Source organism: Rhodoluna sp., from assembly GCF_024639375.1.
Taxonomy (GTDB): domain Bacteria; phylum Actinomycetota; class Actinomycetes; order Actinomycetales; family Microbacteriaceae; genus Rhodoluna.
In genome coordinates, this window is sequence record NZ_JAHEIM010000009.1 from 1 (window position 1) to 17291 (window position 17291).

At 52.2% G+C, this 17291-nt stretch carries 15 protein-coding genes and 2 tRNA genes; 16 read left to right on the forward strand and 1 reads right to left on the reverse strand.

Features of this window, described 5'->3' with window-relative positions; translation table 11 throughout:
• The 13 genes from Q0L28_RS03770 to Q0L28_RS03830 form a co-directional block, all read left to right on the forward strand.
• Nucleotides 1-860: hemolysin family protein (locus Q0L28_RS03770; RefSeq protein ID WP_296631822.1), on the forward strand; the 860-nt coding region annotated here is incomplete at its 5' end.
• Nucleotides 860-1771 (forward strand): GTPase Era, encoded by a 912-nt coding sequence (gene era / locus Q0L28_RS03775; protein WP_296631825.1) that lies wholly within the window; start codon nucleotides 860-862, stop codon nucleotides 1769-1771. The genes Q0L28_RS03770 and era, both read left to right, overlap by 1 nt.
• Before the next feature lie 133 nt (nucleotides 1772-1904).
• Complete coding sequence (leuA, locus tag Q0L28_RS03780; protein WP_296631828.1) at nucleotides 1905-3638, forward strand: 2-isopropylmalate synthase; 1734 nt, start codon at nucleotides 1905-1907, stop codon at nucleotides 3636-3638.
• 35 nt (nucleotides 3639-3673) lie between these two features.
• Complete coding sequence (gene recO, locus Q0L28_RS03785) at nucleotides 3674-4399, forward strand: DNA repair protein RecO (protein ID WP_296631831.1); 726 nt, start codon at nucleotides 3674-3676, stop codon at nucleotides 4397-4399.
• 8 nt (nucleotides 4400-4407) lie between these two features.
• Entirely contained in the window at nucleotides 4408-5181 is a 774-nt protein-coding gene (locus Q0L28_RS03790) for an isoprenyl transferase (protein ID WP_296632051.1), read from the forward strand.
• 51 nt (nucleotides 5182-5232) lie between these two features.
• The gene (locus Q0L28_RS03795) at nucleotides 5233-6612 is read left to right on the forward strand and encodes a glycine--tRNA ligase (RefSeq protein WP_296631836.1); all 1380 of its coding nucleotides are present in this window, start codon (nucleotides 5233-5235) and stop codon (nucleotides 6610-6612) included.
• 3 nt (nucleotides 6613-6615) lie between these two features.
• Nucleotides 6616-7791 carry a tRNA dihydrouridine synthase DusB gene (dusB, locus tag Q0L28_RS03800; protein WP_296631839.1) on the forward strand — a complete coding sequence of 392 codons (1176 nt, stop codon included), beginning with the start codon at nucleotides 6616-6618 and terminating at the stop codon, nucleotides 7789-7791.
• Nucleotides 7792-9069, forward strand: a complete 1278-nt coding sequence (locus tag Q0L28_RS03805; protein WP_296631841.1) for a deoxyguanosinetriphosphate triphosphohydrolase — start codon at nucleotides 7792-7794, stop codon at nucleotides 9067-9069.
• Between the two features lie 24 nt (nucleotides 9070-9093).
• Nucleotides 9094-10971 carry a DNA primase gene (dnaG, locus tag Q0L28_RS03810; RefSeq protein WP_296631844.1) on the forward strand — a complete coding sequence of 626 codons (1878 nt, stop codon included), beginning with the start codon at nucleotides 9094-9096 and terminating at the stop codon, nucleotides 10969-10971.
• Nucleotides 10971-11876, forward strand: a complete 906-nt coding sequence (locus tag Q0L28_RS03815) for an NAD(P)-dependent oxidoreductase (RefSeq protein WP_296631846.1) — start codon at nucleotides 10971-10973, stop codon at nucleotides 11874-11876. Before dnaG ends, Q0L28_RS03815 begins: the two co-directional genes overlap by 1 nt.
• 86 nt (nucleotides 11877-11962) lie before the next feature.
• Nucleotides 11963-12038, forward strand: a tRNA-Asn gene (locus Q0L28_RS03820).
• Between the two features lie 24 nt (nucleotides 12039-12062).
• Nucleotides 12063-13325, forward strand: coding sequence for an ATP-binding protein (locus Q0L28_RS03825; protein ID WP_296631848.1), 1263 nt, complete (start codon nucleotides 12063-12065; stop codon nucleotides 13323-13325).
• Between the two features lie 9 nt (nucleotides 13326-13334).
• Entirely contained in the window at nucleotides 13335-14000 is a 666-nt protein-coding gene (locus tag Q0L28_RS03830) for a response regulator (RefSeq protein WP_296631850.1), read from the forward strand.
• Here Q0L28_RS03830 and def read toward each other — a convergent pair.
• Complete coding sequence (gene def, locus Q0L28_RS03835) at nucleotides 13979-14545, reverse strand: peptide deformylase (RefSeq protein ID WP_296631852.1); 567 nt, start codon at nucleotides 14543-14545, stop codon at nucleotides 13979-13981. The genes Q0L28_RS03830 and def overlap by 22 nt on opposite strands.
• A 78-nt stretch (nucleotides 14546-14623) precedes the next feature.
• Here def and Q0L28_RS03840 point away from each other — a divergent pair, with 78 nt between their 5' ends.
• The 3 genes from Q0L28_RS03840 (at nucleotide 14624) to Q0L28_RS03850 (ending at nucleotide 17170) form a co-directional block, all read left to right on the forward strand.
• Nucleotides 14624-15517, forward strand: a complete 894-nt coding sequence (locus tag Q0L28_RS03840) for a DMT family transporter (RefSeq protein WP_296631855.1) — start codon at nucleotides 14624-14626, stop codon at nucleotides 15515-15517.
• Between the two features lie 55 nt (nucleotides 15518-15572).
• Nucleotides 15573-17078 carry a glycosyltransferase gene (locus tag Q0L28_RS03845; protein ID WP_366843491.1) on the forward strand — a complete coding sequence of 502 codons (1506 nt, stop codon included), beginning with the start codon at nucleotides 15573-15575 and terminating at the stop codon, nucleotides 17076-17078.
• A gap of 15 nt (nucleotides 17079-17093) precedes the next feature.
• A tRNA-Ile gene (locus Q0L28_RS03850) sits at nucleotides 17094-17170 on the forward strand.
• The last annotated feature ends 121 nt before the right edge of the window (nucleotides 17171-17291 follow it).

Here is a 17291-nt window from a genome sequence, read left to right on the forward strand (position 1 = left end):
GCCATCGCGGTTTTGGTGAGCAATTGCTGCGCTTCAGCAAACCGCTGGTTAATTCAACGCACCTTCTATTCACGCCAATTTCGCTGCCCAAGATTGACGAACCCGAAGAGTTTGAGCAGGAGCTTCTGGATTCGGTCGAAGAGTTTGGTGAGACCATTGTTCGCGAAATCATGGTGCCGCGCGTTGACATGGCAACCGTGGCTGCCGATGCATCGCTTGAAAAAGCGATGACTATTTTCTTGGCTCGTGGTTATTCGCGCCTGCCGGTGATTGGCAAATCCACCGATGACATCCGCGGGGTGCTTTATTTGAAAGACGTCGCTCGACTGCTCCATGAGTCACCAGCAAAGGTTGCAAAAACTACTTCGGCTGAAATTGCGCGACCAGCAATTTTCATTCCAGAGTCAAAGCCGGTTGATGATTTGCTTCGCGAAATGCAATTGAGCTCTACGCATATTGCCGTAATCGTTGATGAATACGGGGGAGTTGCTGGTTTAGCAACCATGGAAGACGTTATTGAAGAAATCGTTGGTGAGATTTCTGATGAGTATGACCGCGATGTCCCAGATGTAGAACCGCTAGGCGGCAACAGCTACCGTGTGAATTCACGTTACTCACTCATTGAGCTCGGCGAACTCTTCGAAATTGAACTCGAAGATGAGGATGTCGATAGTGTTGGCGGTTTGTTGACCAAAGAACTCGGCCGCATTCCGGTGAAGGGTGACTCGGTTTCATTTTCTGGCCTAGAGTTCACAGCAGATCGAATTGAAAATCGACGCAAGCGTCTAATCACCGTTTTGGTGTCGCGAGACGCAAGTTTGGCTGACGCCCAGTCTGCCTTTGAGCAATTGGAGCAGTAATGTCATCAGCACCTAAAGAACCATCTGGCCACCGCGCCGGATTCGCCTCTTTTGTGGGGCGACCGAATGTTGGCAAGTCAACACTCACCAACGCTCTGGTTGGTCAAAAAGTTGCCATCACAAGTTCGAAACCACAAACCACTCGTCGCGCTATTCGAGGAATCGTGCACCGTGACTTTGGCCAATTGATTCTGGTTGACACTCCGGGTCTGCACCGTCCAAGAACTCTGTTGGGTCAGCGTTTGAATGATTTGGTTGAGCAAACCCTTGGCGATGTAGACATAATTGGTTTCTGCATTCCAGCCAACGAGAAAATCGGCCCTGGAGATCAATTCATTAACGAGCAGTTGAACGATTTCCGTCGCGCAAAACTCGTTGCCATCATCACCAAGAGTGAGCTGGTTTCTCCTGAGGCGCTAGCCAAGCAGCTTTTGGCCGTCTCTGAACTTCGTGATTGGAAGGCCATCGTTCCTGTTTCCGCGGTCGCAGAGGATCAACTTGAAGTTCTAACCAAAGTGTTGATTGACCTGATGCCACAATCCGAGGCGCTTTACCCGCCCGAGGCCGTCACCGATGAGTCAATCGAAGAACGCATCTGCGAGCTCATCCGCGAGGCAACGCTTGAAGGAGTTCGCGACGAGCTGCCTCACTCGATTGCCGTGACAATCGATGAAATGTCAAAGCGCAAAGGCCGCGACCTCACCGACATTCACGCCAACATTTTTGTCGAACGTGACAGTCAAAAGGGAATCATCATTGGCCACCGTGGCACTCGACTCATTGATGTGGGCAAGCGGGCCCGCCTTGAAATTGAAAAACTATTGGGTCACAAAGTGTTTCTGGGGCTCCGCGTCAAAGTTGCCTCGGATTGGCAGCGCGACCCGAAGCAACTGGGAAAACTTGGCTTCTAGCCAGCATGGGTTTAGGCTGGACCTGTGTTCTTCGGTCTACTACTTAGTGGCCGCGACGAGGCCTAAACTGGCCCTCCTCGTCGCGGAGCCTTCTGCTGGCTGACCACATACAAGACGAAAGAACTTAGAAACGATGCAAAACACTCAAAAACCTTCTGGAATGCCAGTGCACAAGTACGTGCCTTTTCATGAGCAGATCACAGTTTCACTTCCAGACCGCACCTGGCCAAGCAAGCTAATTACCGAAGCACCGCGCTGGTGTGCCGTTGACCTTCGCGATGGCAATCAGGCACTTATTGACCCAATGAGCCCAGAGCGCAAGCTCAAGATGTTCCAGCTTTTGGTTAACATGGGCTACAAAGAGATCGAGGTTGGTTTCCCCTCAGCCAGCCAAACCGACTTTGACTTCGTTCGCCTGCTAATTGAGCAAGGCCACATTCCTGCGGACGTCACCATTCAGGTTTTGACTCAGGCACGTGATGCCCTAATCGAACGCACCTACGAATCGCTAAAGGGTGCCAAGCAGGCAATCGTGCACTTCTATAACTCAACCTCTGTTTTGCAGCGTCGTGTGGTTTTCAATCAAGACAAGCAAGGCATCATGGATATCGCCTTGGCTGGGGCGCGCAAGTGCAAAGAAATGGAATCATCGATTCCTGAAACCGACATTTATTACGAGTACTCACCAGAGTCTTATACCGGAACCGAACTCGAATATGCAGTTGAGGTTTGCAACGCGGTAATCGCAGCATTAGACCCAACTCCTGATCACAAGATGGTGATTAACCTTCCTGCGACTGTAGAGATGGCCACACCGAACGTCTACGCCGACTCCATCGAGTGGATGAGTCGCAACATCGATCGTCGTGACAGCATTTTGATTTCTCTGCACCCGCACAACGACCGTGGCACTGCAGTTGCTGCCGCCGAGTTGGGTTACCTGGCCGGCGCTGATCGCATCGAAGGCTGCTTGTTTGGCAATGGTGAACGCACTGGAAACGTGGACCTAATCACTCTTGGTTTGAACTTGTTCAGCCAAGGTGTTGACCCGCACATTGATTTCAGCAACTTGGATGAAATCAAGCGCACGGTTGAATATTGCAACCAGTTGCCTGTGCCAGAGCGAGCTCCGTATGGTGGCGACTTGGTTTACACCGCATTCAGTGGTTCACACCAAGATGCAATCAAAAAAGGTTTCGAACTGATGCAAAAAGAAGCAACTGAGAAGAATGTTTCAGTTGATGATTTGGTTTGGGCTGTCCCTTACTTGCCAATCGACCCTAAAGACGTTGGTCGTTCGTACGAAGCAGTTATCCGCGTGAATTCTCAGTCGGGCAAGGGCGGCGTGGCTTACCTATTGAAGACCGATCACCACCTTGACTTGCCTCGCAAATTGCAAATCGAATTCTCACGCGTGGTGCAAAACAAAACCGACCAAGATGGTGGCGAAGTATCTTCGGCCAAACTTTGGGACATCTTTATCGATGAGTACTTGCCAGCTCCTGTTGACCGCATCGACCTAAAGTGGGGCCGCTTCGAACTAAAGAAGATGCGCACCGAAAGCAACATGGATGGCGTCGTCAACCTAGACATCATTTTGCGTGATGGAGCTGGCGAACTTGAGGCGCACGGCACCGGAAACGGCCCGATCTCGGCCTTCTTGAACGTTTTGGAGCACCAGGGCGTAAAGGTTCGTTTGCTTGACTACGTTGAGCACACGCTCAGCGAGGGCGGCGATGCCCAGGCAGCTGCCTATGTTGAGCTAGAAGTTAATGGTCAAACTCTTTGGGGTGTCGGCATCGATGGCGACATTGCGACTGCATCGCTTAAGGCTGTTATTTCTGCCGCAAACCGCGCAATTCGCTAAACCGTTGCCAAGCAACCGAGCGGTTTAATAGGCACGTGCCTTTATATAAAGACGAAGCCGTGGTCTTGCGCACTCATAAATTGGGTGAAGCAGATCGCATCGTCACCATGCTCTCGCGCTATCACGGGCAAATTCGTGGTGTGGCAAAAGGTGTGCGTCGAACTGCTTCAAAGTTTGGCGCGCGCCTCGAACCGTTCATGGTTGTAGAAGTGCAGCTCTATGAAGGTCGCGGCCTCGACACGATCAATCAGGTTGAAACCATCAGCGCTTACGGTCGCGAAATCATTGATGATTACCGCACTTACACAACCGCAACTGCGATGGTTGAAACGGCTGAAAAATTAACCGGGGATGACTCCAGCCCGCAACAGTATTTGCTTCTTGTTGGCGCTTTGCGCGCACTGGCTAATCAGGAGCACGACGCATCCCTAGTGCTTGATTCTTATTTATTGCGTGCTCTGGCGATTGCCGGCTGGGCACCAAACTTTAACGACTGTTCGCGTTGCGGTGAACCAGGGCCGCACCAAGCTTTTGTGATGCAACTTGGTGGAGTAGTTTGTCGCGAGTGTCGACCAGCTGGTGCCGCTGTAATCGACCCACTGACTGGTGAATTGCTAGGAGCCTTGCTTTCGGGAGATTGGCAGGTTGCCGATGTTGCTGCAGAGCCAATTCGCGCCTCTGCATCTGGAATCGTTGCTGCCTATAGTCAATGGCACATTGAGCGTGGGCTAAAGTCATTGCAACATGTGGAGCGCCAATGAATGAATTTATGCCGGTAAAAAAACCCGGAGTGAAAATGCCGAAGTTTGCTCCCGGCACAGTTCCACAGCACATTGCGATTGTGATGGATGGTAACGGGCGCTGGGCTAACGAGCTTGGCCTAACTCGCGTTGAGGGTCACAAAGCCGGCGAGGCAGCCTTGTTAGATGTGGTCGCCGGAGCTCTTGAAGCTGGCGTCAAATATCTGACCGTCTATGCTTTCTCAACCGAGAACTGGAAGCGTTCACCCGACGAGGTTAAGTTTCTGATGGGCTTCAATCGCGAAGTTTTGCAACGCCGTCGCGATCAACTAAACGAATGGGGAGTGCGAGTGCGTTGGGCTGGACGTCGCCCACGGTTATGGCCATCGGTAATTGACGAACTTCAAGCGGCCGAGAAAATGACCGCTAAAAACAGCAAACTAACGCTCACCATGTGTGTGAACTACGGCTCGAGAATCGAAATTACCGACGCGGTCAATGCGATTGCTTCGGATGTCGCCAGTGGAAAACTAAAGCCGGGCGCTATCACCGAGAAGACTGTTTCTCGATACCTGAACACTAACTACCTGCCAGACGTCGATCTGTTTCTGCGAAGTTCGGGGGAGCAGCGAGCCTCAAACTTCCTGCTCTGGCAATCTGCCTACGCGGAATTTGTCTTCATGGAGACCCTGTGGCCAGACTTCGATCGCAACTCACTTTGGCAGGCCATCGCCCACTACAGCGCCAGATCTAGGCGCTTTGGCGGCGCGGTCGACAAGCCCAAGGCGCCCAAGTCAAAGTAGACTGAAGTCTTCGAACAATTACCAGGCATCCAGCTTGGCAAAGGAGTTTCATTGGCTACCCCAAACCGTCTAGATTCAGTTATTTCTCTCGCAAAACGCCGTGGCTTTGTTTTTCAGGCCGGCGAGATCTACGGCGGTAGCCGCTCGGCTTGGGACTACGGCCCTCTCGGAGTAGAGCTCAAAGAAAACATCAAGCGCCAGTGGTGGCGCACCGTGGTTAACAGCCGCGAAGATATCGTTGGCCTTGACTCGTCTGTGATTTTGCCGCGCAAGGTGTGGGAGGCTTCTGGCCACGTTCGCGAATTCTCTGACCCGCTTATCGAGTGCACTAGCTGCCACAAGCGTTTTCGTCAGGATCACCTCGAAGAAGCCTTTGAGGAGAAAAAGGGTCGCGCACCTGAGTCAATGAACGACATCGCTTGCCCAAACTGTGGCAGCAAAAACACCTGGACTGAGCCAAAGGCGTTCAACGGTTTGTTGCAAACCTTCCTTGGCCCGGTAGCTGCTGAAGAAGGATTGCACTACCTTCGCCCAGAAACTGCCCAGGGCATTTTCGTGAACTTCGCCAACGTGCTTGGCGCGGCCCGCATGAAGCCTCCTTTTGGCATCGGCCAAATTGGTAAGTCATTCCGCAACGAGATCACGCCTGGAAACTTCATCTTTAGAACTCGCGAGTTCGAGCAGATGGAAATGGAATTCTTTGTAGAGCCTGGCACCGATGAAGAGTGGCACGACTACTGGATCGAACAGCGCATGAACTGGTACACCGATCTAGGCATCAAGGCCGAGAACCTTCGACTTTTTGAACACCCGAAGGAAAAACTTTCGCACTATTCAAAGCGCACCGTTGACATCGAGTACCGCTTCGGTTTCCCGGGCAGCGAGTTTGGTGAGCTTGAAGGAATTGCAAACCGCACCGACTTTGACCTGACTACTCACTCACGCGAGTCAGGCACCGACCTTAGCTACTTCGACCAAACCAAGAACGAACGCTGGACTCCATATGTAATTGAGCCTGCGGCGGGTTTGACTCGCTCATTGATGGCATTCTTGGTAGACGCCTATGCCGAAGACGAGGCGCCAAACACAAAGGGCGGCGTTGACGTTCGCACCGTGCTGAAGTTGGATTACCGTCTTGCACCGGTGAAGGCTGCAGTGTTGCCACTGTCTCGCAACGAAGACCTGTCTCCGGTTGCTCGCAACCTCGCTCAAGAGCTGCGCGGCTACTGGAACATCGATTTCGATGATTCAGGTGCAATCGGTCGTCGCTACCGTCGTCAGGATGAAATCGGCACGCCGTTCTGTGTGACCGTCGACTTCGACACCCTTGATGACCAGGCAGTCACAGTTCGCGAGCGCGACACCATGCAGCAAGAGCGCGTTTCACTAACCAAGCTGCGCGAATACCTCGGTTCAAAACTTCTTTCCTAAACAATGACCACTACCGCCAAGCCAGCCTTGCAATATGGCAACATCGCGATCAAGACTCCCGTGGTCTTGGCGCCGATGGCTGGCATCACAAACACTGCGTTTCGACGTTTGTGTCGTGAATTTGGCGGCGGTCTCTATGTCTCAGAAATGGTCACATCGCGAGCCCTAGTTGAGCGCACTGAAGAGTCCCTGCGACTTGTCGGGCACCACTCATCCGAAGAAATTCGTTCGGTGCAGTTGTATGGCGTTGACCCAAAAACCATCGCCGATGCTGTGACCATGTTGGTGGCAGAAGACCGTGCCGATCACATCGATCTAAACTTCGGATGCCCGGTGCCAAAGGTCACTCGCAAGGGTGGCGGCGCTGCATTGCCATGGAAGCAAGATCTGTTTTCTTCGATCGTGAATGCGGCGGTTAAGGCAGCGGGGGATATTCCGCTAACAATCAAAATGCGCAAAGGCATTGACGCTGATCACCTCACTTACATTGAAGCGGGCAAGGCAGCTCGTGATGCTGGTGTCACCGCGGTGGCTTTGCATGGTCGAACAGCTGCCGAGTATTACTCGGGCAATGCCGACTGGTCTGCGATCGCAAAATTGCGTGAGGCACTTCCCGATATTCAGGTGCTTGGCAACGGTGACATTTGGTCGGCTGCCGATGCGATTCGCATGATGCGTGAAACCGGCGTTGACGGCGTTGTAGTTGGTCGCGGTTGCTTGGGTCGCCCTTGGTTGTTCGGTGATTTGCAAGCAGCTTTTGATGAGTATCTTCGTGATCCAAATTCCAATGCAGCCATTAATCCGATTCAACCTAATCTTGGTCAAGTTGCCGACGCATTCAAACGTCATGGTGAATTGCTTGTCGAATACTTCGAAAGTGAAGAGCATGCCTGTCGTGACATTCGCAAGCATGTTGCTTGGTACTTCAAGGGCTATCCAGTCGGTGGAGATTTCCGTGCCTCGCTAGCGCAAGTCGAAAGCTTGTCGCACATGGATGACATCCTTGGAACACTAGATCGCTCGGCACCGTATCCGGGTGAAGATGCCGAAGGCCCACGCGGTCGATTGGGCGGAGCAAAGATTTGTGCGCTTCCAGAAAACTGGTTGCAATCACGAGAACTTGTTGGCGAACAACGCAAAGTTTTGCAAGACGCTGAGCTTTCGGTTTCTGGGGGATAAATGGACATTCGACATGAAGCAGAGTTTGGCTACAGCGATTTCGATCGCGAGCGTTTCCTACCTGAAGATCGCTCAGGAGGTGCTCGTCGCGGCGAGTTCGCTCGTGACCGCGCACGCGTTGTGCACTCATCGGCTCTTCGTCGCCTAGGCGCAAAGACTCAAGTGCTTTCACCAAGCGGTGGCGATTTTGCACGCACACGTTTAACTCACTCGCTTGAAGTTGCTCAGATTGGTCGCGAAATGGCGATTGACCTTGGCATCAACGCAGACATCGTTGACATGGCTTGTTTGGCGCACGATCTTGGTCACCCGCCCTTTGGTCACAATGGCGAACGCGCATTAAACGATTGGGCCCAAAGCATCGGTGGTTTCGAGGGCAACGCCCAAACTCTGCGATTGATCACTCGCATCGAACCAAAAGTTTTTGGAGCGGACGGCGACTCGTTTGGTCTCAATCTCACTCGCGCTAGCCTCGATGCCACCTGCAAATATCCGTGGCGTCAAAAAGATTCTGTGGCCGAGCTCGGAGCCGACCACTCAGTCAAATTTGGCGTCTACGAAGATGACATCCCGGTTTATGAATGGCTTCGCATCGGTGCACCCGAGCGCATCAAATGTGTTGAAGCTCAGGTCATGGATTTTTCAGACGACGTTGCCTATTCAGTGCATGACTATGAAGATGCAATTGTTTCCGGTTTCGTGGATTTGAAGGTTTTGGCAGACCCTGCGGCTGAAGCCGAACTGCTTGACAAAATTAGCGAATGGAACGGCGGCGTTCACACCCGCACACAACTTGCCGAGGCACTCGCAGGACTTCGCCAATTGCCTTATTGGTTGACCAGCTTCGATGGTTCGCCTAAAGACCTTGGCACACTCAAGAACCTCACCAGTGCCCTGATTGGCCGGTTCGTGAGCCGCACCACCGATTCGATTTTCGACACTTCTCCAGCCGATTCCATGGCCCGTTTTGGTGCCCAAATAGTTGTGCCGTCATCAGTTCGTGCCGAAATCGCTGTGCTGAAAGGCATTGTTTCGGCATTCTTGATGACCCACGAGTCTCGCCGCCCTTTCTACGAGTGGCAGCGAGCCTTGCTTCGAGAGTTGGCAGACGCCTTGCTTGCGGCCAATGGTCAGCACCTCGACGCATACTCATCCGCAGCTTGGAATTTGAGCCGTGGCGAACACGAGCAGCGTCGCGTGATTGTTGACCAGGTGGCCTGCCTAACCGATCAAAGTGCCATAAATCTTCACAACCGCCTTGTTGGCTCAAACGCTTAGGCCCCAGAACCTAGGATTAGTGGCATGGCCGGCAAAATTAGAGCGAGAGACATCGAAGAGGTTAAATCTCGGGTCAATATCGCCGATGTCGTTGGTGAATATGTTTCGCTCAAATCGGCGAGCGTGGGTTCGCTAAAGGGCCTTTGCCCGTTTCATGATGAAAAGTCGCCTTCGTTCAATGTTCGCCCCGTGCAGGGTTTTTATCACTGCTTCGGATGCGGTGAGGGTGGCGATGTTTATAAATTTTTGCAACAGATGGATTCGATTAGTTTCACCGAGGCCGTTGAAAAGTTAGCCGCACGAATCGGCTTTGAACTTACCTACGAAGATGGCGCTGCTGCAACCGATACCGGTCAGCGTGCGCGAGTGCTCGAGGCCAATGCTGCCGCTGCCGACTTCTACCGTCAACAACTAATGACTGACGCGGCTATCCCAGGCAGAGATTTTCTCAAGGGTCGTGGGTTCGACAAAGCTGCAGCCGATCAGTTTGGAATTGGCTTTGCGCCTAAGGGTTGGAATGGTCTAACCGATCATCTAACCCAACTGGGTTTCAACGTTGACGAATTGGTGACCGCAGGCTTGGCTACCAAGAGCGATCGTGGCGCTTACGACAAGTTTCGTGGTCGCTTAATTTGGCCAATTCGCGACACCACAGGTCAAACCATCGGCTTCGGGGCTCGCAAGTTATTTGACGATGACCAGGGTCCAAAATATTTGAACACGAGTGACACCATCGTGTATCACAAGTCGCAAGTGCTGTACGGAATTGACCTAGCGAAGAAAGCAATCTCTAAAGAGCAGCGCGTTGTTGTGGTGGAAGGCTACACCGACGTAATGGCTTGTCACTTGGCTGGCATCACTACTGCCGTGGCTACCTGTGGCACTGCATTCGGGGATGACCACATTCGTTTGCTAAATCGCATGTTGTCTGCCGAGAAAGACACTCCGGCCCAGGTCATCTTTACCTTTGACCCAGACGCGGCAGGGCAGAAGGCTGCCATGCGCGCGTTTGCTGATTCGCATAAATTCTCAGCACAGACTTTTGTTGCTATCGGCCCGGATGGTCTCGACCCATGCGATTTGCGTGCCCAAAAGGGTGACGAAGCAGTGCAGCTCATGATTGAAAACAAGAAGCCCCTTTTTGAATTTGCCATCAAGCAAAAGATTGCCAAGTTCGATTTGGGCACGGTTGAAGGTCGCGTCGGAGCCGCACGTGCCGCCGCGCCAATCGTGGCAGCGATTCGCGACTCTGCAATGAGACCTGCATACGTTCGCGAGTTAGCCGGTTGGGTGAACCTTGACGGCAACGAAGTTGCATCCCTGGTTGATGCAGCCGGTAAAGCCACCAAGGCAGAAAACGTTGCAAGCCTGCGCAAAGATGCAGCGACGCCTGCGGCAGATGTTGAAGTTGCGCCGGCTGACGAACCTGAGTTTGCGATGCCTAATTTGACTGACCCGATCACGCGTTTCGAGCGTCAAGTTCTCGAGGTTCTCGTTCAGGTTCCTGCAAGTTACTCGGCAGAGCAGGCAATTCGAATCGTTCGAGATGGTTTCAGCGCACCCGCGCACAACGCAGTGCTCGAAGCCATCGGCAGCAGCCTTGCCGCCAAGGACACATCCGCATGGTTGAACACCATTGCGAGTTCCACACCAAGTTCTTTGCATTCAATGTTGCGTCAGATTGCCGCACAAACTCTTCCTGCAGCCGATGAAGCTGCGCTGACTCGTTATGGGCAGGGTGTTGTCTCGCGTGCCCTAGTCAATGCGTTAGCTCACGCTAAGGCAGAACTACTGGCGGCACTGCGTCGCACCGACGGAAACGCGGATGCCGCGCAAAGTGCAAGTATTCAAGCTCAATTGGTTGAACTCGAGGCTGAGCGACGCAGATTGCAAGGCGCTTGATGAAGGTCGCAATTGAACCAAAGTCTTTCGCCGAATATGAAACCGCCGTTGTATTAGGCGGTGGCCGGGTCGTATCTTTAGACAATTCAGTCAGAGCTGTGATTTGGACCGACTATTCAAAACCACAGGCGTTGTCAGAAATGCTTGATTCGAACCCGCAAATTGAATGGGTGCAGTTGCCGTTTGCCGGCGTGGATGCTTTTGCGAAGGTTCTTAGCCGACCAGTTAGATTCACCTCAGCCAAAGGCGCTTACCGCGAACCTGTTGCTGAACATGCCTTAGCGCTCTCATTGGCGCTAATGCGAGTCTTGCCAGAGCGTGCAAGGTCTTTGTCTTGGGGCAGGCAATTCGCAGCCACGCTTTATGGGGCCAACGTTGTCGTAGTTGGCGGCGGGGGAATCACTGAAGAATTCCTCAAGTTGATCGCGCCCTTCAAAGCGAATGTGACAGTGGTTCGCAAACGACCTCAGGCAATGCCTGGCGCAAACCAAGTGCTTGCGTTTGAACAACTTGACGTTGCGCTTTCTGCAGCCGATTTGGTGGTTTTAGCTGCTGCGCTAACTCCAGAAACCCATCATCTTTTTGATGCTGCACGGTTTGCAGTTATGAAGCCAGGGTCTTTTCTAGTGAACATCGCTCGAGGACCGATGGTGAAAACTGAGGATTTGATCGAGGTCCTTGAATCTGGGCATTTGGCCGGTGCCGCACTGGATGTAACCGATCCAGAGCCTTTGCCTGATGGCCATCCACTTTGGTCAGCCATGAATATTCTCATCACTCCGCACACGGCTGACACCCGTGAAATGGTGGTGCGGTTGTTCTCCGAGCGAGTCACTCAAAACGTCAGGGCCTACAAAGGCGAGGGGCCATGGGTCGGGGTAGTAGATCCAATCCTCGGATACTAGGGCAGATTTCTTTGGGCAAACTTGTCGCCTAGCGAGCAAGGCTGAGCAATTCTTTGGTAATGTAGTCCAGTTGCCTAAAACAACATTCCTCGGTAGCTCAATTGGCAGAGCAATCGGCTGTTAACCGATAGGTTCTTGGTTCGAGTCCAAGCCGGGGAGCCATCCTTTTCAGATTGGGAGGCCACGTTGATACGTTGGATCCAAGATCGAAAATGGCTCTCTTCGATAACCCTCACACTCAGCACTTTCTTGGTGTTTGGCGGCGTCGACACAATTCTGCAGGGCACAAATACGCTACTTTTGGCAGCCATTTTTTCACTGGCTGTTTTCTCAGCAATCTTTTACGCTCCAGCCGCCATCGCCTTGGCAATCATTGGTTCAATTCTTGAGTTGGTCTTAAACCTGCAGCCGGTCACAAGCAGTCTCACACTCGGGCTTGCTCTCTATGTGGTGGCCGCTTTCGGAAGCCAGCAAACTTCTCGAATCGCTCTGATTGCGTCGATTGGTGTTGGCTCAGCGGTGGTTTGGGCAAACACTATGAACTCATCTGTGGGTGCGGATCTCTATGGTCTGATTCTCAGCACCGAGCAAGCCAAAATTTCGGCTTTTATTTTTATGCTCGGCTCACTAATCACAGCAAACCTTCTTTTTTGGAATGCTGGTCGCTTAGCGATTACAAACATCGTTCATGTGGGCACCGAATTCGACAGAACCATAGCCTCAGAGACACAGGCAAAGCTGGCTCTGGAGGTAGCCGAGCAGAATGAACGCTTTCAAATTGCCCGCGACATCAACGAACTAATCATTCAAAAAATTACCGCGGTGATTTCTCAGGCTGAGGGTGGCAAATACGCCGCTCAAGCGGACATCAATTCGGCCATTCGGTCGCTAGACCGCGTTGTGCAGAGTGCTAAATCTGCACATTCAGAGCTGCGCCGTCTATACGACATGTTGAACAAATCGCATGAGTTATCAGCTGCTCCGCCATCTATCGACGACCTTCAGCAGTTAGTCATTCTCTATCGTGAACTTGGGTTCAGTGTTTCTCTGCGTCACGATGGCCACAGATTTGCAATCAGCGAGGGTGCCGACCTCGCTATCTATCGCATCATCTTTGATGCTTTTGAGAACGTTCGCAAACATTGTCAGGTTGGCACCTCAATCAGTCTCGACTTTTCTTGGGTTAAGGATGGCCTTCAGGTGCTGGTTAAAGACAATGGCATCGAATTCGCTAATCGAAGTGCAACTCCATTCGGTGAGGCTCTGCCCGATTACAACGCCGATGAAGATCTAAAGTCACTTGTTGAACCGATTAAGGGCCCGGGATTAACTGCTATGCGCGAACGCGCGGCCCTCTATGGAGGCAGCGTTGAGGCAACTCGTGTTCCTGGCGTTGGCTTCACAATCTCGGTGATCTTCCCGAATCTGCGCACTCATCCCGAGGTATAGATGTTAGACGTGCATTTGATTCGCATCGGCATCGTTGATGTTGATACTGATATTCGTAACGGTCGTCGACAGATCATTGACTCCCAGCCAGATTTTCAAGTTGTTTTCGAATCAGAAGACGCATTGGCTGCGCTAGAGAAAGCTGCTGAACTTCTTATCGATGTGATGTTGGTTGACCATCGACTTCGCGGCATGGATGGCGTGCAGTTGGTGCAGAAATTGATTCTTGCGTTCATGGCTGCCGATTCAAAGGTTCCCGCATTCGTTTTGACGGGCCCGTACTTTAGCCCCGAGCTGCAGTTAGCGAGTATTTTTGCTGGTGCAACCGATTTAGTCACGGCCGATGTCGGGGCTGATGAATTGATCAAGGCATTGCGTTCAACTGCCGCGCACGATGACCATCCAGATTTCAAGGAACTCGCAGAGTTTCTAGCCGGCTTTGAGAAATTACCCCAGCCGCCTCTCGGATTTCAGCTGAAGCTTGCTGAGCTCGAACCACGAGATGAAGCCATCATTGAAAAATTCAAGTGGGGTCTTAACGAGTCAGAAATATCCAAGCAATTGGATGTTGCTAGATACCGTGTGAGCCAGGCTCTCGATGCGGCGCAGCGCTCCTTCGGATTTGCAACTAGGGCGCAACTTTTCTTGGCGCTTTATCCTTCTAGATTGTCTTGACCCGGTAGCCAACTCAACCCAGGTTTACCCCAACCGTTGTCGGCAATGATATCTTTAGAAATCTCGGCCCAGGGCTCGGTCAAACGGTCTACATATAGAGTGCCATCCAAGTGGTCGAATTCATGTTGAAAAATGCGCGCGAACCAACCATCGGCCTCTATGCGCACCGGCTTCTGATCTAAGTCCACGCCGGTAAGCACAGCGGTTTCGGCTCGCTTCAAAGGGAATCGCTCACCAGGCACCGAAAGGCAACCCTCGATTTCGGTGTCCTCATCTGCAGGCTCTTCAAGAATTGGACCAATTTCAAGCTTTGGATTGATTACCACGCCGCGTCGCTCGTTGCCCTCATCGTCCGCATAGTCGTAAGTGAAAATGCGCAAGCCGACACCAATTTGGGGCGCCGCGAGGCCTACACCGGGGGCCTTATCCATAGTTTCAAACATGTCGGCAACAAGGGTGCGCAATTCGTCGTCAAATACTTCTACTTTTTGGGCGCGGGTGTGCAAAACAGGCTCACCAGTGATGCAGATTCTTCGGATTGTCATGAAGTAAATTTACCTTCGCGGTTCACGATTTTTCAGCCTTAGCCAGATAAAGTCGAAGCGAACCACTATTGGAGGCACATGGGACCCGGCATCGAAATGCGCTCCGTCGCCATTTTGCTCGCAGCTCTGGCTGCTGTTGCATTGGCATTTGGTGCACAATTTCAAAACGATGCAGTCACTTCGCATAGCAAGTTCAAACTAAAAGGCGAGGGCGCACTCTCGCTTAAGCAAGTGCTTGGTCTGTTGCTCAAGCCCAAGTGGCTATCAGGCACATTTTTTATGGTTGTTGGAATTGGTCTTCAACTTGCGGCGCTTTCGCTTGCACCTCTAATTGTTGTTCAACCCGTTGGCGCTATCGCTTTAGTTATCACTTCGCTGCTTAACGCCCGGGCAACTAAAACCAAACTTAACCGTGGCACGATCATTGCAATTATTTTGTGCACTGGCGGAATTGCGGCTTTCGTTGCAATGGCAACCGGTGTAGCTAAAGAAACTGTGATCAACGATGACCGATTGCGCGAAGTGCTGTCTGTGCTTGGCGTGATTTTGGTGGCTTTCACAGTGTTGTTCTTTACAATCGGCAAGCGCATCCAAGCTCTTTCATATGTTGTTGGCGCAGGTGTTCTCTATGGCTTTGTTGCCACACTTGCCAAGGTAGTTATCCAGCGCATCTACCAGTCGCAATTTGAATGGCTCACTCTGTTCTGCCTTTTGGCTCTCGTGGGCGCAGTTTCGCTCGGAGCTTGGTTTGTTCAAAATGCCTATTCTTCTGGCCCGCCAGACTTAGTAATTGCCGGTTTGACTGTGATCGACCCTCTGGTTGCGGTCGCCATCGGCATCGTTATTCTGGGGGAGGCTCAACAGGCGGCCTGGTCCGTAATGCTTGGCTTCAGTTTCAGCGCCATTGTGGCCATTTTGGGCGTTATTTTGTTGTCAAAGGTGCATCCAGAACTCCGCGCCAAGCAGCACTGAGGTAAAATTCAAATCGGTGGGTTTCCACCCGTTTTTCTGAGCAAAGGCATCTTCCTTGAGCGTTGTTCCCGAGTCCGCGGGCGTCAAGCCACTAACCATCGTCATTGGTTGCGACACTTTTCCGCCTGACATCAACGGCGCTGCTCGTTTTGCCGAGCGCCTAGCTGGCGGTCTTTCTCGCCACGGTCACGATGTGCACATCATTACGCCGGCTTATTCAGCGAACCATGGCACCTTCACTGAAGTTCAGGATGGTGCTCGCATGACTGTGCACCGCATCAAGAGCTACAAACTGCCTTCACACAAAACCTTGCGATACATCTGGCCTTGGACTCTTCGTTCGAAAGTAGATGCAATTCTCGATCAGGTAAAGCCAGACGCCGTTCACATTCAGTCGCACCTGATTATGGGGCGTTCACTTGTGCCAAGTGCAACGGCCCGTGGCATTCGTCTACTGGCAACAAACCACATCATGCCTGAGAACTTGATCAAGTACTCAATGATCATTCCGCCATTCTTTGAGAAGACGGCAATGAAGATGGCCTGGGCTGATGCCGGCAGAATCTTGAAACAGGTTGACTACATCACCACGCCAACTCGACGCGCTGCAAACTTGCTCGAAGAGGCTGCGGGCTTAAGCGGGGTATTGGCTATCAGTTGCGGAATTGATGCTGCCAAGTTTGCCAACACAACTCCAACATCAAATGCTGAACCACGTGTTTTGTTTTTGGGCCGTCTCGATTATGAAAAGCACATCCACAATTTGCTAAAAGCAGTCGCGATGCTTCCAAAGAAGTTGAACACCCAGGTAGAAATCGTTGGCGACGGCGGGGAGCGCAAGTCTCTGGAAAACCTGGCAATGGAACTTGGCATCGCAAAACAGGTTAAGTTTCTTGGTCACGTGACCGAAGAAGAGTTGCCGCGAGCATATGAGCGCGCCACGGTGTTTGCCATGCCATCCATTGCAGAGTTGCAGAGCATTGCGACCATGGAGGCGATGGCATCTGGTCGTCCTGTGGTTGCAGCTGACGCGATGGCGTTGCCTCACCTCGTGCACGACGGTGACAACGGTTACTTGTTCCCGCCAGACGATGTCGTTGCCTTTGCAGATCGCCTTGAGCGAATCCTCACCGCCGACCAAGCTGAGCTTGAGCGACTTTCTGAGAACTCGCTGCACTTGATTCAGGCGCACGACATCGAGCGAACACTCGCGATTTTTGAAAGCCTTTACCGCGGTGAAGCCGAAGGTCAGCAAACCTCGGATGACAACAGCGATGACTACAATCAGCCAATCGGTCTGTTGCCAGAGAGCTTGCATCAACGAGTGCTAGCTCTGCGTGAACGAGCTCGTGCAGCACGCGAGGCTGCTCGCGAACTGCGTGAAAAGGCTGAAGACGTTCGCGATGAAGTTCGCGAAACTCTTGAGGAGATTCGTGACGATGTTCTCGAGAGGACAAAGGAAGTCAACACCAAGATAAAGAAGTCGGCTAAGAAAACGGCCCGCAAAGCCAAGAAGGTTGTCAAAGACGCAGCTGAAAAGCTGAAGGGTGATGACGAATAGGCTTAGGCCAAACAGGGGGAGTTAGCTCAGCCGGTTAGAGCAGCGGACTCATAATCCGTCGGTCACGGGTTCAAGTCCCGTACTCCCCACCAGAACCGTTAATTAGAACGGGACTTACGAAAGCCGCCTGTCGGCGCCTTTCCATACTCCCCACCAGAACCGTTAATTAGAACGGGACTTACGAAAGCCGCCTGTCGGCGCCTTTCCATACTC